This is a genomic window from Variovorax sp. dw_308 (genome assembly GCF_019207085.1).
GTDB lineage: Bacteria > Pseudomonadota > Gammaproteobacteria > Burkholderiales > Burkholderiaceae_C > Variovorax.
In genome coordinates this window covers 51,385-74,718 of sequence record NZ_JAATOM010000027.1, presented here as the reverse complement: position 1 = coordinate 74,718, position 23,334 = coordinate 51,385, and the positions used below count along the sequence as shown (strand labels likewise).

The following is a 23,334-nucleotide window of genomic DNA, read 5'->3' as shown; positions in this document are numbered from 1 at the left end:
GTATTCATTCAATTGCTCGGATCGGGATGACCGACACGGCTGACAGCGGTTCGAACGCGGCGGGCTCCTCGGCCTCGTGCGTGCCGTCGGCGGCGACGTGCAGGCCGCATTCCTTGGCGCTTTCCTGCTCCCACCACCAGCGGCCGGAGCGGAAGTCCTCGCCCAGCGTCACGGCGCGCGTGCAGGGCGCGCACCCGATGCTGGGGAAGAACTGGTCATGCAGCGGGTTGTAGGGCACCTTGTTCGTGGCGATGTAGTGCCACACGTCGCCCCAAGTCCAGCGGGCAAGCGGGTTGACCTTGCTACGGGTGCTTTCGACACCGTTCTTGTCGGTGACCTGCGAATGCTCGATGAACTCGACTTCCGAACGCGCACCCGACTGTTCGCGGCGCAGGCCGGTGATCCAGGCGCGCTTGCCCGTCAGGGCGCGCTCCAGCGGCTCCATCTTGCGGATGTCGCAGCAGCTCTTGCGCAGGCCGAGGCTGCGGTACATCGCCTCTTCGCCGTTCTCGGCGACGAAGGCGGCCGCGGCAGCGGGGTCGGGGTGGTAGCGCTCGACGTCGCGGGCGTAGTGCGCTTCGAGCCGTTCGATCAGCGCCAGCGTCTCGGCGTGCAGCTTGCCTGTTTCGAGCACGAAGATGGACGACTGCACGTGATGGCGCTGCAGCAGGTCGGTGACCACCATGTCCTCGGCGCCCAGGCTAGAGGCCTGGGTGATGGGCGCGTAGTCGCGGGCGGCGCGCTGCAGCAGCGCGACGCTTTCGGCGACCTTGGCGTCGAAGTCGGCAGAAGGCTTGGCGTAGAGGGAAATGGCGTTCATGGGCATCGAGGGATCAAGGACCGGCGCGCCGTGCATGGCAGCGCTGGCTCGGTCGGGATCGAACTGTAGGCAAGGTGCTTATGAAAGCAAACTATCTTTTTGTTCGCGCTTTATGCGGATAAGCAAATGCACCAGTGTTCATGCGGGTTGCGAGGCGACAAGGGCACTTTTCCGGATAAGAGCCACGTATGGCGCTTCTGGCGGTGACCTGCGACATGTCAAGGGCGGCACTTCGCAACAGAAGTTGATGGGTAATGCTTTTGGTTTCAATTTTGCAAAATGCACGGCCATTGATCATTCATGATGCGGAGCCGTGCCGGATGCCGGGGTAAGGATTCCGGCCTTGTGGTTGGCGCCATCCGCAGGCGCCCGGAGGGTGGTCGCATCGGATCGCCCGCCACGATGCGCTATCGAGAAAAGGCATCCGATGCCTAATGCGAGGTGTCGGCCATGTACACCGGAGGACCGATGAACTTCGAATCAAGCACTTCGCGCCAGGCCGTGACCAAGCCTGTGTCATGGGGGCTGCATCCGCTGGAGGATTCGACCGACTCCCAGGCTTTGTTGGGCGCCATTCGCACGCGCTACGGTTTTGTGCATGTGGTGTCGGTCGAGGAGGGCACCTTCCTGGAGATCGTGCTCAACAACTGGCACTACACGCGTCACGTCTTCGGCGGTCCGATCAGTGCGCGCGCCCTGCTGGCGCTGGCGGACAAGTTCGCGCAGGAGACGCAACTGGAGGTGACGCAGGCGCTTCAGGAGAAGGCACAGGCGCGAGCCTAGCAACCGCCCTCCAGACGAGCGCTCATCGCAGGGCAAGACTCTCCAACGCAGCGATGCGTTGGAATGCAAGGCGGTATCAGGCCGTGGCCGCGAAGTGTGGCGCTGTCTCCACCGCGTCGCCCTGGTAGAAGGCGGCGAAGCGGTCGAACTGGCGTTGCGCATCGGAGACGTCGACGCCTTCCTTCAGCACGGCGCTGGAGAAGCCCGTGCGCTGCATCTGCACCAGTTGGTCGATCAGCACATCGCCGGTGGCGCGTATATCGCCCTTGAAGCCGAGACGGCGGCGCAGCAGGAAGGCCTGGCTGTAGGCGCGGCCATCGGTGAACTTGGGGAACACCAGGTCGATGCGCTCGATGTCCGCCAGGCAGACCTCGATGGCTTGCGGATCGGCGTCGTTGGCAAGCTGGAGCACCTTCGGGTCGCCATCGTCGACATGGTCTTCCGCGGCAAGGATCTGCAACTCGCGGTTCATGCTGCCACCTCCGCCTTGAAGCGCGCACCGTTGGCGGAAGCCTTGAACGGGTCGATACCCACGCGGCGCAGGGTGTCGATGAAGGTCTCCCCGGCATTGCGCGTGTCCCGGTAGGTGCCGAGCACGGCTTCGATCACGTCCGGCACTTCGGCCGCGGAGAACGAGGGGCCCACGACCTTGCCGGCTTGCGCCGCGCCGCTGAGCGCGGAACCGTCGGAACCGCCGAGCGTGACCTGGTACCACTCCTTGCCGTCCTTGTCGACGCCGAGGATGCCGATGTGGCCGCTGTGGTGGTGGCCGCATGAGTTGATGCAGCCGCTGATGTGCAGGTCGATCTCGCCGAGGTCGTCGAGCTCGTCGAGGTCCTGGTAGCGCTCGGTGATGGCTTCGGCGATCGGGATCGAGCGGGCGTTGGCCAGCGCGCAGAAGTCGCCGCCGGGGCAGGCGATCATGTCGGTCAGCAGGTGCACGTTGGCGCTGGCGAAGCCGGCTTCGCGGGCGTTGAGCCACAGCGCATGCAGGTCTTCGGCATGAACCCAGGGCAACACGACGTTCTGGTCGTGCGTGACCCGGGCCTCGCCGGCGGAGAAGCGGTCGGCCAGCGTGGCGATGGTGTCGAGCTGGTCGGCGTCGGCGTCGCCGGGGGCCTGGCGCAGGCGCTTGAACGACAGCGTGACGGCGCGCAGCGCGGGGTTCTTGTGTGGCGCGACGTTGCGGGCCAGCCAGCGCGCGAACTGCACGTCGTCGGCGGCTTGGGCGCGCAGTTCGGCATCGGTCTGCTCGGCGCTCTGCAGCACGCGGGTGGCGAGCGTCGGCGGCACGAAGCAGGCGGACACGCGGTCGTATTCGGCCTGCGTGATGGTGTGGGGTGCGCCGTCGTGCTCGAGGATCTGCTTGTACTCGGCCTCGACGTCGTCGATGTAGCGCTGGCCTTCGGCCTTCACCAGGATCTTGATGCGGGCCTTGTAGATGTTGTCGCGGCGACCGTAGCGGTTGTAGACGCGAATCACCGCTTCGAGGTAATTCATGATCTGGTTCCACGGCAGAAACTCGCGCAGCACGGTGCCGATGACCGGCGTGCGCCCCATCCCGCCGCCGACCTGCACACGGAAGCCAAGCTCGCCGTCCGCGTTCTTGCGCAGGTTCAGGCCCACGTCGTGCCAGCCGGTGGCGGCGCGGTCTTCGGCGGCGCCGGTGATGGCGATCTTGAACTTGCGCGGCAGGAAGGCGAACTCGGGGTGCAGCGTGCTCCACTGGCGCATGATTTCGGCGAAGGGGCGCGGATCGGCCTCCTCGTCGATGGCGATGCCGGCGCGCTCGTCGCTGGTGATGTTGCGGATGCAGTTGCCGCTGGTCTGGATGCCGTGCATGTTGACCGAGGCGAGCAGGTCCATCACGTCGGCCGATTTGCTCAGTGGGATCCAGTTGTACTGGACGTTCTGGCGCGTCGAGAAGTGCGCGTAGTGCGTCGGCAGTTTGGTGGTGCCGAGCTTGCCCTGGGTCTTGAGGGCGTTCTTGTAGACCTCGGCCTCGGGCTCGTCGTATTCGCGAGCGATCGTCGCGAGTACGCGCAGTTGCTTGCTGGAGAGCTCGCCGTAGGGAACGGCCACGCGCAGCATGGGCGCATAGCGCTGCACGTACCAGCCGTTCTGCAGGCGGAGTGGACGGAACTCGTCTTCATGCAGCTTGCCGGCTTGCCAGCGTTCGAGCTGGTCGCGGAACTGCGCCGCGCGCTGCTGCACGAACTGGCGGTCGAAATCTGTGTATTGGTACATCGTGAAAGTCTTGAAGATTGGTGCGGCCAACGCCAGCCCAAGAACGCGGGATTCTGGAAGAACCGCTTATAGAAGCAAACTATTTTTTGGTACGCGCTTTATGCGGATAAGCTTATTCCTCAACGCCCATGCGGCTTGCCGCGGGGTTTTTGGCGGATTCTGGATAAGCCGACCTGGCTTGCTTCGTCTCTCGTCAGCGCGCGCTGCCGTGCATTTTCGCTGCAACGCGGGGCGCTACGCTCGCGGGGGGATTTCGCAAAGACAACATCAGGGAGAAACATGTCCACCATCGACAAGGACGGGATGCTGATCGACAGCCGCGTCTTGCTCAGGCGATCCGCTTCCATCGAACACGGCGAACTGTCCGGCGTGCGTGCCATCGTCGTTCATCAAACCGATTCATCCAGCGCGCAGGCCACGCTCAATGGCTATCAGAACGGGGGCAACGGCGCCCACTTTCTCATCGACAAGAACGGCCAGATCTACCAGACGGCCAGCCTGCTGATATGAAGCGTTGTTATCACGTCGGCCGCCTGATCAAGTCGAAGTGCCTGGCCATCGACAAGAGCAAGTGCGACACCGCAACGATGGCGAAGGTCCTGGCCATGACGTGGGTGAAACAGATCGCCGAGATCGACGCGCTCGAGCGCGCGAAGTCGTATCCGGACCGATACCCGGTCAACAGCGACTCGGTGGGCATCGAACTCGTCGGCCAGCACATCGACGACGACAACTACGAAGCCGTGACCGCGCCGCAGAACACGTCGCTCCAGTGGCTGGCGAGCGAGCTGTACACGCACTTCAGCCTGAATGCGAGCGATGTCTACAGGCATCCTGAGGTGTCCTACAAGAACCCGGGTGAGGCGAGCACCGCGCGATGACAGTAGCGACCTGGGCGGGCGCGCTTGCCGCCGCCGTGCTCCTCGCCGCTTGCACTGCTGCACCTGAAAGTGCGCGGGACGCGATCACCGACGTGTATGTCTCGGACTTCCGCTCGGCGGCGCCGGCGTCGTGCCGGCCATCCGACGTGGCGCTGACCCATGCTCAGGCGCGGTCGTTCTTCTTGCGCGCCGGGCGCGTGGACTACAAGACCTTGCAGGACAACTACGAGATCGCGCCTTGCAACATCGAGGGGACGTTGAAGCGCAACGGCGAGGCTTGCGAATGGAAGATCCGACCGGGTGCGACAGGCAGTGTCCGGTGCGGGTCGAAGACTGACTACTTCGTGTGCGAGACCTGCAAGGATTTGTTCGGGCGCTAAGCGCCGTGAGCCAAGAGTCGGGCACATCGGCGGCATCTTGCGCCAAGATGGGGACGTTACCGATGCTCTGAAGGGGAATCAGGAGAGGAGTTGAGCCAGTTGGCCTCGCTCGTTGGCGAGCTTCACAGCTTGCTTGTCGAATGACACGAATGTCTCTCCACCGAGCCATGAGCCTTCATAGGCCATGATGCCGTCGGCGAAGTCGCCACCGCCTTCCAGAAAGGACAAGCCGAATTCCACGGCGGGACGATTCATCACCACGTTACTGGCATCAAACAGTAGCCGGATGGCATGCCCGATGCTCGTGCTATCGAGCTTGTAGCCTCGACTCAGCACCCAAACGAATTCACACAGGCTGGGCAAAGACACCGCCACCAACTCGGCAGATTGCAGAAGTTTATCTGCCGCTCGCGTCTGCCTTGCGTCATCTCGCACGGCCGCCCGAACCAGCACATTCGTGTCGACGATGACTTTCAACGTTCACCCGCCCACCCGGACGCAATGGCCTCGTTCATTTCTTCAATGGTGAGCTTCGTGGTGGTCTTGTCTGCGAGACAACCGAGGAATGAGCTGATATTGCCGGCGGGACGCGAGGCTTTCACCCGCAACTCGCCGCCGGGCAGCTTGTCGAACTCGATGCGCTCGCCTGGCTTGATGCCCAGGTGCTGCAACAGGTCGCGTTTGAGCGTGACCTGGCCTTTCATGGTGACGACCAATGAAGTCATGGAAACACCTCCAGAGTTTCAACACAATGCGATGGTAATTGATATTTGCATTACCTGTTCATGATGGCCAAAGCGCCGGCTGTCGCAAGCGCAAAACCATGCACCGCTTTTGTGGACCGGCCCATCGCTCACCGCGCGCGCAAGAGCAGCGCCTGCTGGATCTCTTCCAGCCGCCGCCCACGCGTCTCGATCCCGCTGCGGACCAGCAGTGCTGCAGCCACCGCCATCGGCGCCGCGATCAGCAGGGCCGAGGTCGCGAAATGGGTGAACACCCCCATCACGCCGAGGCCCGCGCCGACGATGCCGCCGAACTTGGAACTGGCCGCGATCACGCCTGAACCCGTGCCGCGCAGGTGCACCGGGTAGATCTCGGCGGCATAGGGAATCAGCATCGCGATCACGCCGCTGGAGCTGACGAGCAGCAGTGCGGTTGCAGCGACGATGGCCACGCCCGATTGCACCTTGACCACGCTCATCGCCACGAAAAGCAGCAGTGTCGCGGTCGTGAGCACGATGAACAGCACCAGCGCCTTGATGCTGCTCCAGCGGTGGTAGAGCCAGATCACGATGCCGATGCCAGGCAGCGCCAGCAGCGCGGAGCGCGCGAGCAGGGCGCTGGCGGCGGTGGCGTCCATGCCCATGCTGCCCAGGTTGGTCGGCAGCCACAGCAGGAAGCCGAAGTTGACCAGGCCCCAGGCGACGCCGCAGACGATCAGGCCCCAGGTAATGCGTGCATGGCTGCTGCGCAGCAGTTGGGCCAGCCCGCCGGACGGATCCTCTGTCGCGACCTCGACGACCACCGCCCCGGCGGCCGTCGCGGCGCTGCGCGGGCCGGAGAAGCGCGCCAGCACTTCACGCGCCTCGTCCACCAGCCCTGCGTTCGACAGGAAGCGTGGCGACTCCGGAATGAATCGGCCGAGGAAGACGATGATCAGCCCGGTCGGCAGGCCCAGCAGCCACAGCGCGCGCCAGCTGAACTCCGGCACCAGCCAGGCGGCCGAGCCAGCGGCCAGCAGGTAGCCGGCCGAAGTGCCGACGCCGCCCAGCGCGACCAGCAGCCAGCCCCGGTGCGCCGCGGGCACCGACTCGGCCATCAGCGTGAACGTGATCGGCAGCAAGCCGCCGGCCGAGGCGCCCATGAGGAAGCACATCGCCAGGTTCCAGCCGAAGGCCGGCATCGCGCCGCAGATTGCCGTGCCGATGAACATCAACGCCGACAGCAGGATCGCCGCGCGGCGTCCGAACACGTCGGCGATCCGGCCCCAGAGCACCGAGCCCACGGTCGTGCCGGTGAGCGCGACCAGCGCCAGCACGCCGGCCGTTTCCTTCGTGATCTCGTATTCCCGCGTCATGCCCGGCATCACGAAGCCGAGCGTGGCCGGCTTCAGCACGTCGACCGCGAGGGCGATGACCAGCACGACGACGAGCTTCCAGTGCTCTGCGTTGAGCGGCACGCCGTCGGCCACGTGGAATTGCAGGTGGCTGTCGCCATGGCCGCTCTTTGCCATCCGGCCGATGCGCGGCATCAGGCCATAGGCCGCGAGCAGCACGCCCAGCGGGATCATCGCCATGCCGATGAGCATGGGCGTGTCCATCGGCATGCCGACCATCTGGTAGCCGTTGTGGCGGCCCATCATGAACATCGGCATGTGCGACAGCACGCCGCCGATGATGGCGATGCAGCCGATCCAGAAGGCGACGGGGTGGTGGAAGGAGATCGAGCGGTTGGTGTTCATGGCTGCGTTCGAATCCTCGTGGCCGCCATGTACTGGCCCGCGGCAAACCTCAGGCCAGGGCCTTGTCGACGATCGCCTGCGCCTCGCTGATGATGCTGCGTAGGTGCGTCTCGCCCTTGAAGCTCTCGGCGTAGATCTTGTAGATGTTCTCCGTGCCCGACGGCCGCGCGGCGAACCAGCCTTCGGCCGACATGACCTTGATGCCGCCGATGGCCGCGCCATTGGAGGGCGCGTTCGACAACACCTTCTCGATCCGGTCGCCTGCGAGTTCGGTGCTGGTGACCTGCTGCGGCGTGAGCTTCGACAGCCGGGCCTTCTGGTCCGGCGTGGCCGGCGCATCGACGCGGTCATAGGCCGGGTCGCCGAATTCCTGCGTCAGCTGGCGGTACAACTCGCCGGGGTCGCGGCCCGTCCTGGCGGTGATCTCGGCCGACAGGAGTGCGGGGGCGAGGCCGTCCTTGTCGGTGGTCCAGACCGTGCCGTCGCGGCGCAGGAACGAGGCGCCGGCGCTCTCCTCGCCGACGAAGCCGAGGCTGCCGTCCATGAGGCCATTCACGAACCACTTGAAGCCGACCGGCACTTCCTGCAGCGGCCGGCCCAGCCGCGCGGTGACGCGGTCGATCATGGTGCTGCTGACCAGCGTCTTGCCGACGGCGGCGTTGGCAGCCCAGTTCGGGCGGTGCTGGAACAGGTAGTCGATCATCACGGCCAGGTAGTGGTTGGGCCGCATCAGGCCACCGCTGCGCGTGACGACGCCGTGGCGGTCATGGTCGGTGTCGCAGCCGAAGCCGACGTCGAACTTGTCCTTCAGGCCGATCAGGTTGGCCATTGCATACCGCGACGACGGGTCCATGCGCACGCGGCCGTCCCAGTCGAGCGGCATGAAGGCGAAGGTGGCGTCGACATCGGGGTTGACGACGGTGAGGTCGAGCTTGTAGTGGTCTGCGATGCGCGACCAGTAGTGCACGCCGGCGCCGCCCATCGGGTCCACGCCCATGCGGACGCCGGCCGAGCGGATCGCTTCGAAGTCGATGACGTTGCCGAGGTCTGCGACGTAGTTGGCGACATAGTCGTGGCGGTGCGTGGTCGCGGCGCGCAGTGCCTTCGCATAGCCCATGCGTTTCACGCCCTGCAGCCCGGCCTTGATGATGTCGTTGGCGCGGTTCTCGATCCACTTGGTGACGTCGGTGTCGGCCGGGCCGCCATTGGGCGGGTTGTACTTGAAGCCGCCGTCATCCGGCGGGTTGTGCGAGGGGGTGATCACGATGCCGTCGGCCATGCCCGCGGTGCGTCCGCGGTTGTAGACCAGGATTGCGTGCGAGATGGCCGGCGTCGGCGTGTAGTCGTCGTCGGTGGCCAGCATCAGCTCGACGCCATTGGCGGCCAGCACTTCGATGGCGCTCGCGGCGGCGGGCTCCGACAGCGGGTGCGTGTCGATGCCGAGGTAGAGCGGCCCGTCGATGCCCTTCTGCGCGCGGTACTCGCAGATGGCCTGCGAGATGGCCAGCACATGCCATTCGTTGAAGGCCGCGTTGTACGAGGAACCGCGGTGCCCGGAGGTGCCGAAGGCCACGCGCTGCGCCGCAACCTCCGGGTCCGGCACCAGCGCGTAGTAGGCGGTGACGAGGCGCGGCAGGTTGGCGCGCATGGAGGCGGGTGCGATCTTGCCCGCGAGTGGACTGTCGGCCATGTTGGTTTTCTCCGTCGTGTCGTATGGAATCAGGTCGATGCAGCGGCATGCAGCGCGCCCAGGTCGAGGCGGGTGATGTCGGCGATGGCGTCGATGGTGAGGTCGGCGGGAGGCAGTGCGTTGACGACGTCCGCCTCGAATGCGTAGTGGCCCTGTCGCACGAACACGGTCGTCAGGCGCTCGCCGAGCACCTTCTTCATCGCGGTCAGGATGCGCAGCTTGTCGTCGACCATGACGTAGTGCGCTGCCGGATGACAGCGCTGCAGGTCATCCAGCATCAGCTCCTTGTGGATGTAGATGAGCACGCGCCCCTCGACCACATGCCACAGCCCCGAGCGCTGCACCTTCCGCGGCTGGAACACCACGTCGCCGTCGGACAGGATCACGGTCGGTCCCCACTTGCGTGCATGCGCCAGCGCCTCCAGCGCGCCAGGGTAGAGGCGATCGGCGAAGGGATAGTCGATGAGGAACGCAGACATCAGCAGCAACTGCGGGTCATTCAGCGCATCGAGCCGGTAGCGCTGCAGCGCGCCAAGGTAGTCGACATAGCCGAGTTCGATGCGCAGGTCTTCCAGGATGGCCCAGTAGCGATCGGCTGGTAGCTGGCCGAATTCGGCGGCCAGATGGCTGGCCAGGTCTGCCCGGATGGCGTCGTTGTCGAGCAGCGTGTTGTCGACGTCGAACAGGAAGACTGTTTGGGGAAGGGCGGGCATCGGCAGAGGTTAACGCCAATGGCTGGAAAGTTGGTGGTCAGCGTTCGCGCTTCTCGATGCACGGCGCTGCGAACTGCGGTGCTGGCTGCCGGCGACCAACTCTGGTGCATTCCCTGAGGTTTGGGGAACGGAAAAGGGTCAGCCTCTTGCGAGACCGGCCCTTTCGATCCGAACGCGCTCAGCCGGCCGTGGCGTGCGACTGTCCGCTGTTCATGGCTGCCACGAGTTTGCGCAGCACGTCGGCTGCATCGCTGACGTCCGTCGTTGCTCCCGCATCGTTGGCAGCGACCGCGGTGGTCGGTGCGACCGAGCCCAGCACGCCATCGAGCGAGTCGTGGCCCAGCAGATCCGAAAGCGTCGGCGCCGCACCGTTCGAACCGGCAAAGAACACGTCTTCGGTCATCAGCGTGCTGCCATCGGTGCGCGTTGCCGTGGACTCGATGTGCAGCTTGCCCTGTGCGTCGTAGGTCAACGACAGTTCGGTGCCGACGGCTTCGATGCCGTGCTGCGCCAGCGTCTGGATCTCACCCGACTGCACCACCGCGTCGCCGTTGTCGACCCACAGCTCGATGCCCTTGAGTTCGCGACCCGCGAGCTTGCCGTCGTGGTTGATGTCCAACGCTGCCAGCTTGTAGTAGCCGTTGCCGTAGGCACCGCCCTGATCACCGAACAAGCGTGCGCCGTTCATGTCGTGCGCGGCGTTGCCATCGCGGTTGTCGATCAGGATGCCGTCGCCGGAACCGTTGAACCACTCGGTGGTTTCCTTGGTGCCGTCGCCGTTCATGTCGAACTGCACCGTGTGGCCCAGTGCGGCATGCGCGTCCTTGTCGTATGACGACGTTGCGCCGGTGACACCGATCTTGCCGTCGCCGTTGAGGTCCAATGCGATGGGCGTGCTGATGACGGTCATGCCGGTATTCGACAGGATGGAGCCGTCGTAGCAGTACGGGTTGGCGACGGTGCCCGTGTCCTGCATCTGCCACGTCAGGTTGTAGACCTGGAAGGCACTCCGGAAATCAAGGTCCAGTTTGCCGGCATTGATATCGTCCACGGAGATCGTGTAGGTCTGGCCTTGGCTGAAGTCCAGCACCTGGCCGTTGTAGACGATGTCGGCATAGGCCGCCGTCGCCCCCTTCAAACCAGAGACCACCACCGCCTTCAGCGTGTCGGCGTCGTTGGCAACACCGGTGTTGTACGTCCCGAACTGCTGCAACTGGTCGGCTGTGTCGCTGTAGGTGCCAAAGTCCGCCAACGTGTAGCCGTGGACCCAATGCGTCACGCCTCCCGCTACGTAAATGTTTTCCCAACCGCCGGGATGGTACCCGGCACCGCCGTTGGCGACGAGTGCGTCGGAGATGGGGTTGATCGTCACATCCACCGTCTGCATCGACCGGTTGCCCGCCGCGTCTTCCACTGTGTAGACCAGCTTGTCGTTGCCGTAGTAGTTGGTCATGGTCTTGTAGGTGACCGTGCCGTCCGCAGTGAACGAGATCGCCCCTGCCTTGCTCTGGAACGTACTGTCGAGGGCGGTGGTCTCATGGGCCACGCCGATCAGTTTCAAGCCAGGATTGTCGTTGGCCAGCACGTTGAAGGTTACCGAGCGGTCCTCGCAAACCTTCACGGCATCCGCCTTGGTGCCGAGCGTCGCCAGAAGGCCAGCATCCAGCGTGAAGTTCTGTTCGCCAGCCGCCAGCGTGACGACCTGGGTCGCGCCGCCGAGGTCGGCATCCGAATCCGAAGCATCGCTGCCGATGTCGGACTTGGTGAACATGTAGCCGTCGGGACGCTGGAATTCGACCTGGTAGGGCATGCCGGGCGTGAGAGCGTAGAAGTGGTAGCCACCGTTGGCGTCCGTCACCACCGTGGCGGTGGTGTCATCGGCCGTGCCCAGCACCTTGTCGGCGCCACCGCCATGCAAGATCACCTGCACGCCGGCTGCGCCAGCTTCGCCGGCATCCTGCTGGCCGTTGGCGTTGGTGTCGTACCAGACGCGATCCCCGAGCGCAGCCGACTTCACGATGCCGGCATCGACGTCGGTGCGATCCTGGCCCGCTGCCAGCGTGATCTTGTCGGTGAGGCCCGTTGCCTGGTTGGCGTCGCTGTCGGCCGTGTCGTAGGCGTTGTTGCCGTAGTTGGCGGTGGTGAACGCAGCGCCCGGCTCCAGGCCGCTGAACCGCACCTGGTAGTCGCCCGCGGTGAGGCCGGTGAACAGGTAGTTGCCGTTGGCGTCGGTAGTCTTGGTCTGCACCACCAGGTCATCGAAAGTGCCGAACACGCCGTCGAATCCCGCGGTCTTGAGTTCCACCTTGATGCCGGCCACGCCTGTGGTCTCGTCCTGGTAGCCGTTGTTGTTGGTGTCGACCCACACCTTGTCGCCGATGCTGCCCAGGCGTCCGGTGATACCGATGTCCAGCGTCAGGTTGTCTTCGCCCTTGCCGAGCTTGACCACGTCGGTGTAGCCGCCCACGCGGTCCGCATCGAGCTTGGTCAGGTCGGAGTCGGTGGCATCGTTGCCGCCAGCGTTGGCGAGGGTGACTTCTTCGGTCGCGGCGTTGAGGCCGTAGCCGTTGTAGGTCTTGACGGCGTAGTTGCCCGCAGCCAGGTCGGTGAACTTGTAGTTGCCGTTGGCATCGGTGTACTTGTCGGCCACATACACATCGTCGCCCGTTCCAGCCACCCCGTCTGCGCCCACGTTGTAGAGGCGCACCAGCACATTGGCCTTGCCTGCCTCGCCCGCGTCCTGCACGCCGTTGCGGTTGGTGTCGAACCAGACGCGGTCGCCCAGGCTGGAGAGCTTGTCGCGCACGCCCGCATCCACGTCGGTGCGGTCCTGGCCCGCGCCCAGCGTGATCTTGTCGGTGCGGCCCGTGACCTGGTCGGCATCGCTGTCGGCCGTGTCGTAGCCGTTGCCGCCGTAGTTGGCCGTGGTGAACTCGGTGCCCGGCTGGATGCCGCTGAACTGCACCTGGTAGTCGCCCGCCGTCAGGCCGGTGAACAGGTAGTTGCCGGTGGCATCGGTGGTCTTGGTCTGCACCACCTGGTCGTCAGCGGTGCCGAACACGCCGTCGGTGCCGGCCGTCTTGAGTTGCACGGTGACACCGGCCACGCCGGTGGTCTCGTCCTGGTAGCCATTGCGGTTGGTGTCCAGCCACACCTTGTCGCCGATGCTGCCACCCTTGGTGAAGCCGGCGTCGACGGTGTTGTTGATCTGGCCTTCGGTGAGCGTGTAGCAGCCCGTGAAGCCGTTGCTGCGGCGTCCGAATCGAGCGCGTCGCTGCCCACGTTGGCGGTGCTCAGGATCGTGCCATTGTTGGAGATGAACTTGACCATGTAGTCGCCGGGCTTCAGGCCGCTGAAGCTGTAGTTGCCGTTGGCGTCCGTGGTTTGCGTGCCCACCAGCGCGCCGGGCTGGTCATTGACGCCACAGGTGTACAGCTCGACCTTGACGCCGGCCTTGCCGGTTTCGCCCGCGTCCTGCACGCCGTTGCCGTTGGTGTCGTTCCAGACGCGGTCACCGAGGGTGGCGGGCTTGTAGAAGCCGGCGTCGACGGTGGTGTTGGTCTGGCCCGAGGTGAGCGTGTAGCAGCCGGTGAAGCCGTTGCTGCCCGCGTCGGAGTCGAGCGCATCGTTGCCGACGTTGGCGGTGCTGAGCACCGAGCCGTCCGCGGCGATGAACTTGACCATGTAGTCGCCGGGCTTCAGGCCGCTGAAGCTGTAGTTGCCGTTGGCGTCCGTGGTTTGCGTGCGCACCAGCGCGCCGGGCTGGTCATTGACGCCACAGGTGTACAGCTCGACCTTGACGCCGGCCTTGCCGGTTTCGCCAGAATCCTGCACGCCGTTGCCGTTGCTGTCGTTCCAGACGCGGTCGCCGAGGGTGGCGGGCTTGTAGAAGCCGGCATCGACGGTGTTGTTGGTTTCACCGGACGCCAGCATGTAGCAGCCGGTGAAGCCGCCTGCGGTGACATCGGAATCGAATGCGTCATTGCCGACGTTGGCGGAGGTGGCCACCGAGCCGTCGAACGCCATGAACTGCACGATGTACTGGCCGGGCACCAGCTTGTCGAACTTGTAGTTGCCGTTCGCACCGGTGACGGTGCTCGCCACGAATCCCGCGGGCGTGCCGTCCTGGCACACGTAGAGGTTGACGACAACCCCGGCCTTGCCGCTTTCGCCCGCGTCCTGGATGCCGTTGCCATTGCTGTCGTTCCAGACCTTGTCGCCGAGCTTCGCGTATTTGTAGAAGCCCGAATCGATGGTGGCGTTGTATTCGCCGGCGCCGAGGTAGACGACGTCGGAGAGCGCGCCATCGCTGTTGGCGCCCGAGGCGGCGTTGCCATCGGCCTGCCGGGGGCTGGCCGCATCAAAGCCGGCAGGGCTGCTGAAGCGCACCTGGTATCCCAGGCCCGGTGTCAGGCCCTTGAAGCTGTAGTTGCCGTTGGCATCCGTTGCGGTGTTGGCGACCACCTCGTTCGCGCCGATGATGCCGTCGCCATTTGCATCGCGCACCAGTTGCACGGCAACGCCGGCGATGCCGGCTTCGCCCGCATCCTGGATGCCGTCCGCATCGGCGTCGTGCCACACCCGGTCGCCGAGCTTGGCAGCGCGCGTCTCGACGATGACGTTCTGGTCGTGGATCTGCTCGCGGGTGACCGGGTCGATCACCACGGCAAGCACCTGGCCTACATCGGGCACGAAGTCGGCATGCGTGGTCGCGAGGCGGCTCAAGGCGCTGGTGTTGTCGGGGACTTGCGCCACCAGTCGCCAGATGGCCAACTGCACATCGTCGGCGGTATAGCCGGTGTTGCCCTCGCGGTAGTAATTGAGCAGCCAGTTGATGCTGCCGGCGTACTGGTAGGCGTTGTCCGCTGCGACCTCGTAGCCCGCGTAGCCGTAGCCGCTGTAGGGATTGCCGTTCTCATACATCAGCCGCACGAAGGGCTGGATGCACCAGCCGTCCAGTACGGTGCCCGACGCACCGAGCGGGGTGCTCGCATTGAACAGGACGTCGTAGTAGCTGTCGTTGCCCGGTCCGGGAGGCTTGGTGAATACGACGGGTGCGGAGAAATACGGAGTGGCCATGGCGATTGATCCCTTGCTTCAAGACAGAAGATTCCGGCGCGAGGCAATCGAAACCAAAGCTTCGACGACCCCGGCGACCGGCACGCAAGACAGGAAGGGATCAGGTGTGCGCTCACGTGCAGGCACGCTGCACGCCGATGGCTCAGGTCGAAGCCATCAAGCTGCGTATCGCGGCCGTTGCTGAAGTGACTGCTCCTGCCGTTGGCACGCATCCGGTGCTTCGACAGTGTTGTTGGTCCATCCCCGTCTCGAATCCAGCGACGCGTGTCGACTGGGCCCGATCAGGATCGTAAGCCGCAAGTAGTATTTTTTGCTTATCAGTTCGAACTAGGCTGGACGTCGCGGGCCGCCGTGGCATCGGCGATCTGCTTCCTGCGATTGCCGCCCTGGCGTTCGAGCATCCATCCCGGGTACTCCGCAGGCAACCGGCCGGCATCGCCGATCTGCTGAAGCTCGGTGGCGCTCAGCACGACCTTCGTCGCGGCCATGTTGTCGGCAAGCTGGTCGGGCCGCTTGGCGCCGACGATCACGCTCGTCACCTGCGGCTGGTGCAGCAGCCAGGCCAGCGCGATCTGCGCGACGGACACGCCGTGCGCCTGCGCGATCGGCCGCATCGCGTCGACGCAGTCCCAGGCCCGTTCGCGGTTCACCGGCGGGAAATCGAAGCTGGTGCGCCGGCTGCCTTCCTCGCCCTGCTGGTCGCGGCCGTACTTGCCGCTGAGCAGGCCGCCCGCCAATGGACTCCACACCATCAGGCCGAGGCCTTCCCCTTCGAGCATCGGCACGATCTCGCGTTCGAGGTAGCGGCCCGCCACGGTGTAGTACGCCTGCAGCGATTCGAAACGCGAGAGTCCCAGCCGATCGGCGATGCCAAGCGCCTTGACGATCTGCCAGGCGGCCCAGTTCGACACGCCCACGTACCGCACGTGGCCCTGGCGCACGAGTTGGTCCAGCGCCCGCACCGTCTGCTCGATCGGCGTGGCCGGGTCGAAGCCGTGGACCTGGTAGAGGTCGATGTGGTCGAGCTGCAAGCGCTTCAGGCTCGCCTTCACGCCGTCCATGATGTGGCCGCGCGACGCGCCACGGGCATTGGGCCCGGGGCCGGTCTCTCCGAAGACCTTGGTCGCGACCACCACGCTCTCGCGCGGCACCTTGAGGTTCTTCAGCGCCTGGCCGGTGATCTGCTCCGACTGGCCTTCGGAGTAGACATCCGCGGTGTCGATGAAGTTGATGCCGCCGTCGAGCGCCGCGCCGATCAGGCGCTCTGCATCCGACTGCTGCAGTTCGCCGATCTTGTTCCAGAAGCCTCCGGTGCCGCCAAAGGTCATGGTGCCGAGGCACAGCTCCGAGACGTAGAGGCCGGTGCGGCCCAGTGGATGGTTGCGCATGAAGAGGCTCCGTTGGCGAAAAGCCAAGCAGCATAGGACTGCGGGCCAATGTAAACAAATCTTTACCAGCAAGGAACGAAACGTTCATCCCCGCTTCGTAGTCTCTCGTGTTGCTCAGCCACCGCCACAGCATCCATGCATACCGACCCGCGAATCCGTCCTCCGTTGAGCCTGGTTTCAACTTCTCCAGGAGTCGCCTGGTTCACCGGCTTGTCCGGTGCGGGAAAGTCCACCTTGGGCGCCGCGCTGCGCGAGCGGCTCGTGGCGCAGGGGGCGGCGGTGGCCATCCTCGATGGCGACGAGGTTCGAAGCGGATTGAGCGCGGGGCTGGGCTTCACCCCGGAAGACAGGATGGAGAACATCCGCCGCATCGCCCATGTCGCGCGGCTGCTGAGCGACCAGGGCATCTTCGTGATCGTGGCGGCCGTTTCGCCGTTGCGCACGCAGCGCGCGCTGGCGCGAAGCATCATCGGAGCGGCCTGGTTCGAGGTGTACGTCGATACACCCATGGCTGTCTGCGAGCAGCGCGACGTCAAGGGGCTCTATGCCCGCGCACGCCGCGGCGAGATAGCGCGCTTCACCGGCGTGTCGGATGCGTACGAGCCACCCGAGAATCCCGACTTGCTCATCGACACCTCAGAATGCGAGCTTGCCAAGGCAGTAGATTTTCTGGTTTTGTCCATTCGCACAGAAGGGCAGGCCGTTGCCTGACGGGCACCGCCTCTTCCCGTCACGCATGAAGCATCACCTGATCATTGGCGGCACCGGCCGCGCCGGCACCACCTTTCTCGTGCAATACCTGGATGGTTGTGGCCTGGACACGCACATCTCGCATCACGCCGACCACCGTGCGCACTACGACGAGAACGCCAACGCGGGGCTGGAGGATGTGCCGCTCGGCGACGCCGACGCACCGTACGTGCTCAAGTCGCCCTGGCTCTACGAGTACGTCGAGCGGCTGCTGGCGCGCGACGACATCGCGGTCGATGCGGTGATCCTGCCGATGCGCGGCATCGTCGAGGCCGCGACCAGCAGGACCCTCAACGAGTTGCGCGCCCGCGCCGCGTTGGACGGCCTGCCGCAGGATTGCCTGCTGTGGGAAACCTGGGGCACCACGCCGGGCGGCACCGTGTTTTCGCTCAACCCGATCGACCAGGCGCGCTTGCTGGCACTCGGCTTCCACGAGCTCCTGCACAAGCTGGTGCAGAAGGACATCCCGGTCGTGATGCTCGACTTTCCGCGCTTCATCGAGGACCCCGCATACCTGTGTGCGAAGTTGCTTCCGGTGCTGGGGGGCAAGGTCTCGCCCGCCCATGCGCTCGACGTGCACCGCAGGCTGGCCGACCCGGCCAAGGTCAGGGTTGGCCGCGACCTGGCGGTGGACGCGGTGGCCGCGGGTTCGCGCGGGCAGGGCGCGGCGCTGGTGCACGGCCCCGCGTTTCCCGAGCCGAGGTCGCTCGATCGCATTGCGCTTCGGCGCGAGCTGGACCGGCGCGGGGCGCGTATCGGCGAACTCGAGCGGCAGGTCGAGCAGCTGAAGCATGCTGGCCTCCGGCGCTGGATGGCCGCACCGATGCGAGGGGCTCTGCAGTGGGCGAATGAAGGGTTCAGGCGCTTTCGCAGGCTGATTTCAGCGCTGCAACATCCCGCTTGACCTCTTCAGCCTCGCCGGCATGACGGCCATTGGACGTGTCACTGTCTTCCAACATGCGGCCGGCGCCGCCAGCACTGTTACAGCTTGACCAGCGCAATTCCTTACAATATGTTGCGAATTCTGTGTCTTTGCCATTTCAATAGAAAAAGCGCCCCCAGTGAAAAATGCCTCGACTGCGGCACGTGTCGCATGGCTGACCGGACTCTCAGGCGCAGGCAAGTCGACCCTTGCCGCGGCTTTGCGTGATCGCTTCGTGGCCCAGGGCGCCGCCGTTGCGGTGCTGGACGGGGATGCGGTCCGCAACGGCCTGAGCCACGGTCTCGGGTTCAGTGCCGAAGATCGCATGGAGAACATCCGTCGCCTGGCGCATGTCGCGCGCTTGTTGAGCGACCAAGGCATCGTCAGCATCGTCGCCGCGGTGTCCCCGCTGCGCGGGCAGCGCACCCTGGCGCGCGAAATCATCGGGCCGGCCTGCTTCGAGGTCTACGTCTGCACGCCATTGGCCGTGTGCGAGCAACGCGACGTGAAGGGCCTCTACGCGCGTGCGCGCCGCGGCGAGATCCCGCTGTTCACCGGCGTCTCCGACGTCTACGAGCCGCCAGCCCATCCGGACTTGCGCATCGACACCTCGACCTGCGAACTCGCACTTGCGGTCGAATTGCTTTACTCATCCCTCGGCGAAGAGTTGCGGCGGGCCGTGGCCCAGGTCGCCAGCGTCTCATGAAACATCACCTGATCATCGGCGGCACCGGCCGCGCCGGGACCACCTTCCTGGTCCAGTACCTGAATGGTTGCGGCCTGGAAACGCACATCAGCAAGTACGGAAGCGCGTGGTACGACGAGGACGCCAACGCGGGGCTGGAAGACATGCCCATGGAACTGGGAGTCGACCACCCCTATGTGGTGAAGTCGCCCTGGTTCTACGAATTCGCCGAGCGCTTGCTGGCGCGCGATGACATCGTGGTCGATGCCGTCATCCTGCCGATGCGCGGCATCGTCGAGGCCGCAACCAGCAGGACCGTCAACGAGCTGCGCACCCGCTGCGCCAACGAGAAGGTGCCGGACGATTGCACGCTCTGGGAATCGTGGGCCGCTTCGCCGGGCGGCGTCGTGTACTCGCTCAATCCGCTCGACCAGGCGCGCTTGCTTGCCATGGGATTCCACGAGGTCGTGCATGCGCTGGTCAAGCGCGACATTCCGATCGTGCTGCTCGACTTTCCCCGCTTTGTCGAGGACGCTGAATACCTCTGCGCGAAGTTGCTGCCGGTGCTCGGCGACAAGGTATCGCGACAACGGGCGCTCGATGTTCATCGACAGCTGGCCGATCCGGGCAAGGTCAGGGTCGGGCGCGACCTGGCCGTCGATGCGGGTGGGGCTGGTCCGCGTGCGCCGGTGTCCGGTCCGAACTTTCCGGACTATGCGGCCCAGGATCGGATTGCACTGCGGCGCGAACTCGCCAGGGCGCGGGCGCATTCCGCTGACCTGGAGTGGCAACTCGCGCAGTTGAAGAACTCGATGGCGAACTCGATGCCCGGGGACTGGAAGGCGGCGCTGAGGCATGCGGCGACCCTGTTGCTTGAGGGCTTCCGGCGCCCCAACTCGCCAGGCCTGGGCCGCTGACGCCGGAGGCGGCGGTTCAGGCTTCGGCGTAGGCTGATTTCAGCGCCGCGACATCCAGCTTGACCATCTTCAGCATCGCCGACATGACGGCGTTGGCCTTGGCCGCGTCCTTGTCTTCGAGCATCTGGCCGAGCGCCTTGGGCACGATCTGCCATGACACGCCGAACTTGTCCGTGAGCCAGCCGCACTGCGAGGGCTGGCCGCCTTCGAGCAGCCGGTGCCAGAAGTGATCGACTTCGTCCTGCGTTTCGCAGGTGATGAAGAGCGAGATGGCCGGCGTGAACTTGAACATCGGCCCGCCGTTGAGCGCCATGAATTCCTGCCCGTCGAGCTCGACGTTGGCGGCCAGCACCGAGCCCTTCTTGCCTGGACCGGCATCGCCATAGCGCTTGACGTTGTAGACGCGCGAGTTCTTGAAGATAGCTGCGTAGAAGTTGAGTGCTTCTTCGGCCTGGCCGTCGAACCAGAGGCAGGGGGTGATCTTTTGCATCGGGCTTTCCTTTCGTCGCTGATCAGGATGGATGGAGGTGTTGCGCGAGCTTTTCGAAGGTCTGGGTCCATCCGCCTTCGTGGCCGTCGCGCGCGGCCTGGTCGAAGAATTGCGTGTGCACGAAGTTCATGCGCGTGCCGGTCGGCGTCTTCACGAAATCGATGGTGACCAGCGATTCGCGCTCGGGCGTGCTGCGCCAGGCCCAGCTGAACTGCAGGCGGCGGTGCGGCGTCACGTCGAGGTAGTAGCCGCTGACGCTGTGCTGTTCGCCGTCGGGCGTGTGGAACTCGACGCGGAAGTAGCCGCCCATGCGCACGTCGGTCTCGGCATGCGTCACCGAGCCGGGCTCGCCGGGGCCGAACCATTCGACTAGCGCTTGCGGGTCGGTCCACGCGCGCCAGACTTTTTCGGGCGAGACGGGGTAGTGGCGTTCGAGGCGGAGTTCGGGGCGTTCGCGGGTGGGGGCGGCGATGTCGGAGCCATTGGAGTCGGGCATGACGTGGTTTCCTCCTGGTGGTGGAGATAGCGGCCGAGCGCGTCGAGCCGCGCGTTCCAGAACTTTTCATAGCGGGACAACCACACGGCGGCCTCCTGCAATGGCGCGGCCGACAGCTCGCAGCGCACCACGCGGCCTTCTTTCGAGCGGGCGATCAGCCCCGCGGCTTCGAGCACGCGCAGATGCTTCATGAAGCCGGTCAGCGACATGGCGTGCGGCTGCGCCAGTTCGGAGATGCTCAGGTCGCGCTGGCCCAGCGCGATCAGCACATCACGCCGCGTGCGGTCGGCCAGCGCGGCGAAGACAAGGTCGAGATCGGGGTCTGATAACTGAACCATCAGGTTAAGTATTGAGTCGATGCGGCCTTCTTGTCAAGCGTGCGGAAATTCGCACGCCAGGGAGTCAGGTTCGGACGCGGCGGACCTGCACCGTGGCGGTCAGGCCCTCGTACGCGTCGGCTTCGCCGAACCAGCTTCCCGAAATCGGCGTTGCCAGGGCCGGGTCGCGGGCCACGCCGACGCGGATCAGCTGGCTGCTGCCCATGAGGTTGTTGGTCGGGTCGTAGGCGACCCAGCCGGCACCGGGCAGATAGGCATGCAGCCAGGCGTGCGTGGAGCCCGCGCCGACGGTAACGCCGCTCGCGGCGTCTTTCGCATCCTCTGCGTCCTGTGCGTCCGGCGCTTCCGGCGCTTCCGGCGCTTCCTCTGTGTCCTCCGCGGCGGAGGGCGTGTCCAGCGCCGCGTCGTAGAGGTAGCCCGAGACGAAGCGCGTCGCCACGCCGAGCCGCCTCGCGGCTTCCATCATCAGCAGCGCGTAGTCGCGGCAGCTGCCGGAGCCGAGGTTGAGGGTTTCGAGCGGGCTCTGCGTGCCTTCCTCGTCGCGCGCCTTGTAGGTGAGCGTCTTGCCGATGTGCGCGTTCATGCGGGCCAGCACCTCGCGTGTGCTGTTGGGCTCGTCGGTGTAGAGGAACTGGTGCGCCCAGCGGATGAGCGTGCCGTCGGGGTCGGGATGGTGCGGGCGCAGGTAGTGCTCGAGGTCCAGGCGGTCCTCGATCGAATAGGCGAAGGGCAGGAATTCGGCGGCCGGGTCGAGTTCGCTCAGCGGGTCGTCGGCGGCGGGCACCTGCTCGATGGTGAAGGAACAGACCACCTTGAGCTCGGTCGCTTCGCCGAGCGGCTGCACCAGCGCGACGGAGTTGGAGTGCGGGTCCTGGATCAGCCGCACATTGGCGCGCGGGCTCACTTGCAGGTCGGTGGCGAGCACGCGCAGGTCGTGGCTGTCGCGCGGGCGGAACATCACGCGGTGCAGCCCGAAGGTGACGGGCTGGTTGTAGCTGTAGATGGTGGTGTGCTGGATGTCGTAGCGGGTGTGCATGGGAGATTCTCGGGTATGTCGCAAAGACTCGCGTTCATGGGCTGCATGGCATTTGGAGCGCGATGCCGGCAACGGCAGAATGCGCGCACCGCATGACAAGCCTTCTGCTGTTCTACATCCTCGACCTCGCCGGCACCTTCGCGTTCGCCTTCAGCGGCGCCGTGGCGGCGCGCAACCGGGGGCTGGATGTCTTCGGCATCTTCGTGGTCGCGTTCATCGTGGCGTGCGGCGGCGGGGTGGTGCGCGATGTCTGCATTGGCGCGGTGCCGCCGGCGGGGCTTTCGGATTGGCGCTATATCGCGATCTCGTCGGTCGCGGCCTTGATGGCGATGTACTCGCGCATCGTGCGGGAGCGGCTGGAGCAGCCCATCGTGCTGTTCGACAGCCTCGGCCTCGGGCTCTTCGCCGTCACGGGTGCGCAGAAGGCCATGATCTATGGACTGACTTCCGAGGGCGCGGTGATCCTGGGCGTGTTGACGGCCGTGGGCGGCGGCATGGCGCGGGACATCCTGCTCAATCGCGTGCCGGCCATCCTCAAGGGCCAGATCTATGCGCTGGCGGCGCTGGCCGCGGCCTTGATCGAAGTGTTCGGGAACCGCGCGCACTGGCCGGCGGACCGCCGTGCGGCGGCTGCGCTGGCGACCTGCTTCGTGCTTCGGTACCTTGCCGTGCGCTTCAACTGGCACCTGCCGCGCTTCGTCAAGCCGCCGGATGACGACGATTCGGAGAAGTAGCTTTTAGCCTCCTAGCGCAGCACCAGCACAGGCGTATTCGAATGCGTCAGCACGTGCAGGGTCTCGCTGCCCATCAGCAATCGCTTGAGGGTCCGGCGGCCGTGCGAAGCCATCACGATCAGGTCGCAGTTGTGCGTGGTCGCGGTCTCGATGATGGACTCTGCCACCTGGTTCGATGGAACCACTGCCGATTCGACATTGCGCACCCCCTTGTTCAAGGCACTGGCCTTGGCGGCATCGACTAGCCCGTGCGCCGCCGAGACCGACCGGTGGCGCATCTCCTCGACCTGCATCTGGCTCAGGACCGGAGAGCCTTCGAAGTAGCTGTGCGGCTCCAGGTGAGCCACGGTGACGGCGCACAAGTCGGCGCCGCAAAGCAGGGAAAGCTCGATGGCCTTGCCGACGGCCTGTTCCGACAGGGGGGAACCATCGGTGGCCACAAGAATTCGCTTGAACATGGGCTTCTCCCAAGGCTGGATGAAGCGGCCATTGGACTGCGATCTTCGGGGGAGCGAAAGGGATAT

General features: G+C 65.3%; 24 protein-coding genes and 1 pseudogene. 9 read left to right on the top strand and 16 right to left on the bottom strand.

The annotated features are described in order from the left end of the window. Window positions 1-4: 4 nt before the first annotated feature. Window positions 5-820, bottom strand: coding sequence for a phosphoadenylyl-sulfate reductase (locus HCU76_RS31570; RefSeq protein WP_218511468.1), 816 nt, complete (start codon window positions 818-820; stop codon window positions 5-7). Window positions 821-1,288: 468 nt separating this feature from the next. On the opposite strand from HCU76_RS31570, the gene HCU76_RS31565 reads away from it, so the two are divergent. Continuing rightward, a complete protein-coding gene (locus tag HCU76_RS31565; protein ID WP_213959207.1) occupies window positions 1,289-1,603 on the top strand; it encodes a hypothetical protein in 315 nt (104 codons plus the stop codon). Window positions 1,604-1,679: 76 nt separating this feature from the next. Here HCU76_RS31565 and HCU76_RS31560 read toward each other — a convergent pair whose 3' ends face one another. Both HCU76_RS31560 and HCU76_RS31555 read right to left on the bottom strand, forming a co-directional pair. Further along, window positions 1,680-2,075 carry a DUF934 domain-containing protein gene (locus tag HCU76_RS31560; protein WP_218511467.1) on the bottom strand — a complete coding sequence of 132 codons (396 nt, stop codon included), beginning with the start codon at window positions 2,073-2,075 and terminating at the stop codon, window positions 1,680-1,682. After that, window positions 2,072-3,850 (bottom strand): nitrite/sulfite reductase, encoded by a 1,779-nt coding sequence (locus HCU76_RS31555; RefSeq protein ID WP_218511466.1) that lies wholly within the window; start codon window positions 3,848-3,850, stop codon window positions 2,072-2,074. The genes HCU76_RS31560 and HCU76_RS31555 overlap by 4 nt, the downstream gene beginning before the upstream one ends. Before the next feature lie 279 nt (window positions 3,851-4,129). Here HCU76_RS31555 and HCU76_RS36950 point away from each other — a divergent pair, with 279 nt between their 5' ends. The 3 genes from HCU76_RS36950 to HCU76_RS31545 are packed head-to-tail and all read left to right on the top strand — an operon-like array spanning window position 4,130 to window position 5,111. Then, window positions 4,130-4,360: an N-acetylmuramoyl-L-alanine amidase gene (locus tag HCU76_RS36950; RefSeq protein ID WP_256354614.1), complete on the top strand. Its 231-nt coding sequence runs from the start codon at window positions 4,130-4,132 to the stop codon at window positions 4,358-4,360. Beyond that, window positions 4,357-4,731: an N-acetylmuramoyl-L-alanine amidase gene (locus HCU76_RS36945; RefSeq protein WP_256354613.1), complete on the top strand. Its 375-nt coding sequence runs from the start codon at window positions 4,357-4,359 to the stop codon at window positions 4,729-4,731. The genes HCU76_RS36950 and HCU76_RS36945 overlap by 4 nt, the downstream gene beginning before the upstream one ends. Next, a complete protein-coding gene (locus HCU76_RS31545; RefSeq protein ID WP_256354612.1) occupies window positions 4,728-5,111 on the top strand; it encodes a hypothetical protein in 384 nt (127 codons plus the stop codon). Before HCU76_RS36945 ends, HCU76_RS31545 begins: the two co-directional genes overlap by 4 nt. Window positions 5,112-5,189: 78 nt before the next feature. On the opposite strand, the gene HCU76_RS31540 is transcribed toward HCU76_RS31545, so the two are convergent. The 8 genes and pseudogenes from HCU76_RS31540 to HCU76_RS31495 all read right to left on the bottom strand — a co-directional run bounded on the left by HCU76_RS31540 (window position 5,190) and on the right by HCU76_RS31495 (window position 16,442). Further along, window positions 5,190-5,588 carry a type II toxin-antitoxin system VapC family toxin gene (locus HCU76_RS31540; RefSeq protein ID WP_218511465.1) on the bottom strand — a complete coding sequence of 133 codons (399 nt, stop codon included), beginning with the start codon at window positions 5,586-5,588 and terminating at the stop codon, window positions 5,190-5,192. Beyond that, complete coding sequence (locus tag HCU76_RS31535; RefSeq protein WP_218511464.1) at window positions 5,585-5,836, bottom strand: AbrB/MazE/SpoVT family DNA-binding domain-containing protein; 252 nt, start codon at window positions 5,834-5,836, stop codon at window positions 5,585-5,587. Before HCU76_RS31535 ends, HCU76_RS31540 begins: the two co-directional genes overlap by 4 nt. A gap of 128 nt (window positions 5,837-5,964) precedes the next feature. After that, entirely contained in the window at window positions 5,965-7,572 is a 1,608-nt protein-coding gene (locus HCU76_RS31530; RefSeq protein WP_218511463.1) for an MFS transporter, read from the bottom strand. Window positions 7,573-7,621: 49 nt separating this feature from the next. Then, on the bottom strand, window positions 7,622-9,262 hold the full coding sequence (gene pgm / locus HCU76_RS31525) for a phosphoglucomutase (alpha-D-glucose-1,6-bisphosphate-dependent) (RefSeq protein ID WP_218511462.1): 1,641 nt from the start codon (window positions 9,260-9,262) through the stop codon (window positions 7,622-7,624). 29 nt (window positions 9,263-9,291) lie between these two features. Beyond that, a complete protein-coding gene (locus HCU76_RS31520; RefSeq protein WP_218511461.1) occupies window positions 9,292-9,975 on the bottom strand; it encodes an HAD family hydrolase in 684 nt (227 codons plus the stop codon). Between the two features lie 178 nt (window positions 9,976-10,153). After that, window positions 10,154-13,129, bottom strand: coding sequence for an SdrD B-like domain-containing protein (locus HCU76_RS31515; RefSeq protein ID WP_218511460.1), 2,976 nt, complete (start codon window positions 13,127-13,129; stop codon window positions 10,154-10,156). 86 nt (window positions 13,130-13,215) lie between these two features. Further along, window positions 13,216-14,898: pseudogene (locus tag HCU76_RS36940) on the bottom strand (SdrD B-like domain-containing protein); the annotation flags it as partial. Window positions 14,899-15,371: 473 nt separating this feature from the next. After that, window positions 15,372-16,442, bottom strand: a complete 1,071-nt coding sequence (locus HCU76_RS31495) for an aldo/keto reductase (protein ID WP_218511459.1) — start codon at window positions 16,440-16,442, stop codon at window positions 15,372-15,374. A gap of 135 nt (window positions 16,443-16,577) precedes the next feature. Here HCU76_RS31495 and cysC (HCU76_RS31490) point away from each other — a divergent pair, with 135 nt between their 5' ends. The 4 genes from cysC (HCU76_RS31490) (at window position 16,578) to HCU76_RS31475 (ending at window position 19,716) form a co-directional block, all read left to right on the top strand. Then, the gene (cysC, locus tag HCU76_RS31490) at window positions 16,578-17,153 is read left to right on the top strand and encodes an adenylyl-sulfate kinase (protein WP_213959218.1); all 576 of its coding nucleotides are present in this window, start codon (window positions 16,578-16,580) and stop codon (window positions 17,151-17,153) included. Between the two features lie 25 nt (window positions 17,154-17,178). Then, window positions 17,179-18,096 carry a hypothetical protein gene (locus tag HCU76_RS31485; RefSeq protein ID WP_218511458.1) on the top strand — a complete coding sequence of 306 codons (918 nt, stop codon included), beginning with the start codon at window positions 17,179-17,181 and terminating at the stop codon, window positions 18,094-18,096. A gap of 157 nt (window positions 18,097-18,253) precedes the next feature. After that, the gene (gene cysC, locus HCU76_RS31480; protein ID WP_345944799.1) at window positions 18,254-18,820 is read left to right on the top strand and encodes an adenylyl-sulfate kinase; all 567 of its coding nucleotides are present in this window, start codon (window positions 18,254-18,256) and stop codon (window positions 18,818-18,820) included. Then, window positions 18,817-19,716, top strand: coding sequence for a hypothetical protein (locus tag HCU76_RS31475; protein ID WP_218511457.1), 900 nt, complete (start codon window positions 18,817-18,819; stop codon window positions 19,714-19,716). Before cysC (HCU76_RS31480) ends, HCU76_RS31475 begins: the two co-directional genes overlap by 4 nt. A 16-nt stretch (window positions 19,717-19,732) precedes the next feature. Here HCU76_RS31475 and HCU76_RS31470 read toward each other — a convergent pair whose 3' ends face one another. From HCU76_RS31470 to HCU76_RS31455, 4 genes are all read right to left on the bottom strand, one after another. Beyond that, window positions 19,733-20,206: a VOC family protein gene (locus HCU76_RS31470; protein WP_218511456.1), complete on the bottom strand. Its 474-nt coding sequence runs from the start codon at window positions 20,204-20,206 to the stop codon at window positions 19,733-19,735. Window positions 20,207-20,228: 22 nt separating this feature from the next. Then, the gene (locus HCU76_RS31465; protein WP_218511472.1) at window positions 20,229-20,678 is read right to left on the bottom strand and encodes an SRPBCC domain-containing protein; all 450 of its coding nucleotides are present in this window, start codon (window positions 20,676-20,678) and stop codon (window positions 20,229-20,231) included. Beyond that, window positions 20,576-21,040 (bottom strand): helix-turn-helix transcriptional regulator, encoded by a 465-nt coding sequence (locus HCU76_RS31460; RefSeq protein WP_218511455.1) that lies wholly within the window; start codon window positions 21,038-21,040, stop codon window positions 20,576-20,578. The genes HCU76_RS31465 and HCU76_RS31460 overlap by 103 nt, the downstream gene beginning before the upstream one ends. Before the next feature lie 64 nt (window positions 21,041-21,104). Then, window positions 21,105-22,076 carry a transglutaminase family protein gene (locus tag HCU76_RS31455; RefSeq protein ID WP_218511454.1) on the bottom strand — a complete coding sequence of 324 codons (972 nt, stop codon included), beginning with the start codon at window positions 22,074-22,076 and terminating at the stop codon, window positions 21,105-21,107. A gap of 92 nt (window positions 22,077-22,168) precedes the next feature. Here HCU76_RS31455 and HCU76_RS31450 point away from each other — a divergent pair, with 92 nt between their 5' ends. Continuing rightward, window positions 22,169-22,810 carry a trimeric intracellular cation channel family protein gene (locus HCU76_RS31450; protein WP_218511453.1) on the top strand — a complete coding sequence of 214 codons (642 nt, stop codon included), beginning with the start codon at window positions 22,169-22,171 and terminating at the stop codon, window positions 22,808-22,810. Window positions 22,811-22,821: 11 nt separating this feature from the next. Here HCU76_RS31450 and HCU76_RS31445 read toward each other — a convergent pair whose 3' ends face one another. Beyond that, on the bottom strand, window positions 22,822-23,268 hold the full coding sequence (locus HCU76_RS31445) for a universal stress protein (protein ID WP_218511452.1): 447 nt from the start codon (window positions 23,266-23,268) through the stop codon (window positions 22,822-22,824). Window positions 23,269-23,334 lie beyond the last annotated feature (66 nt).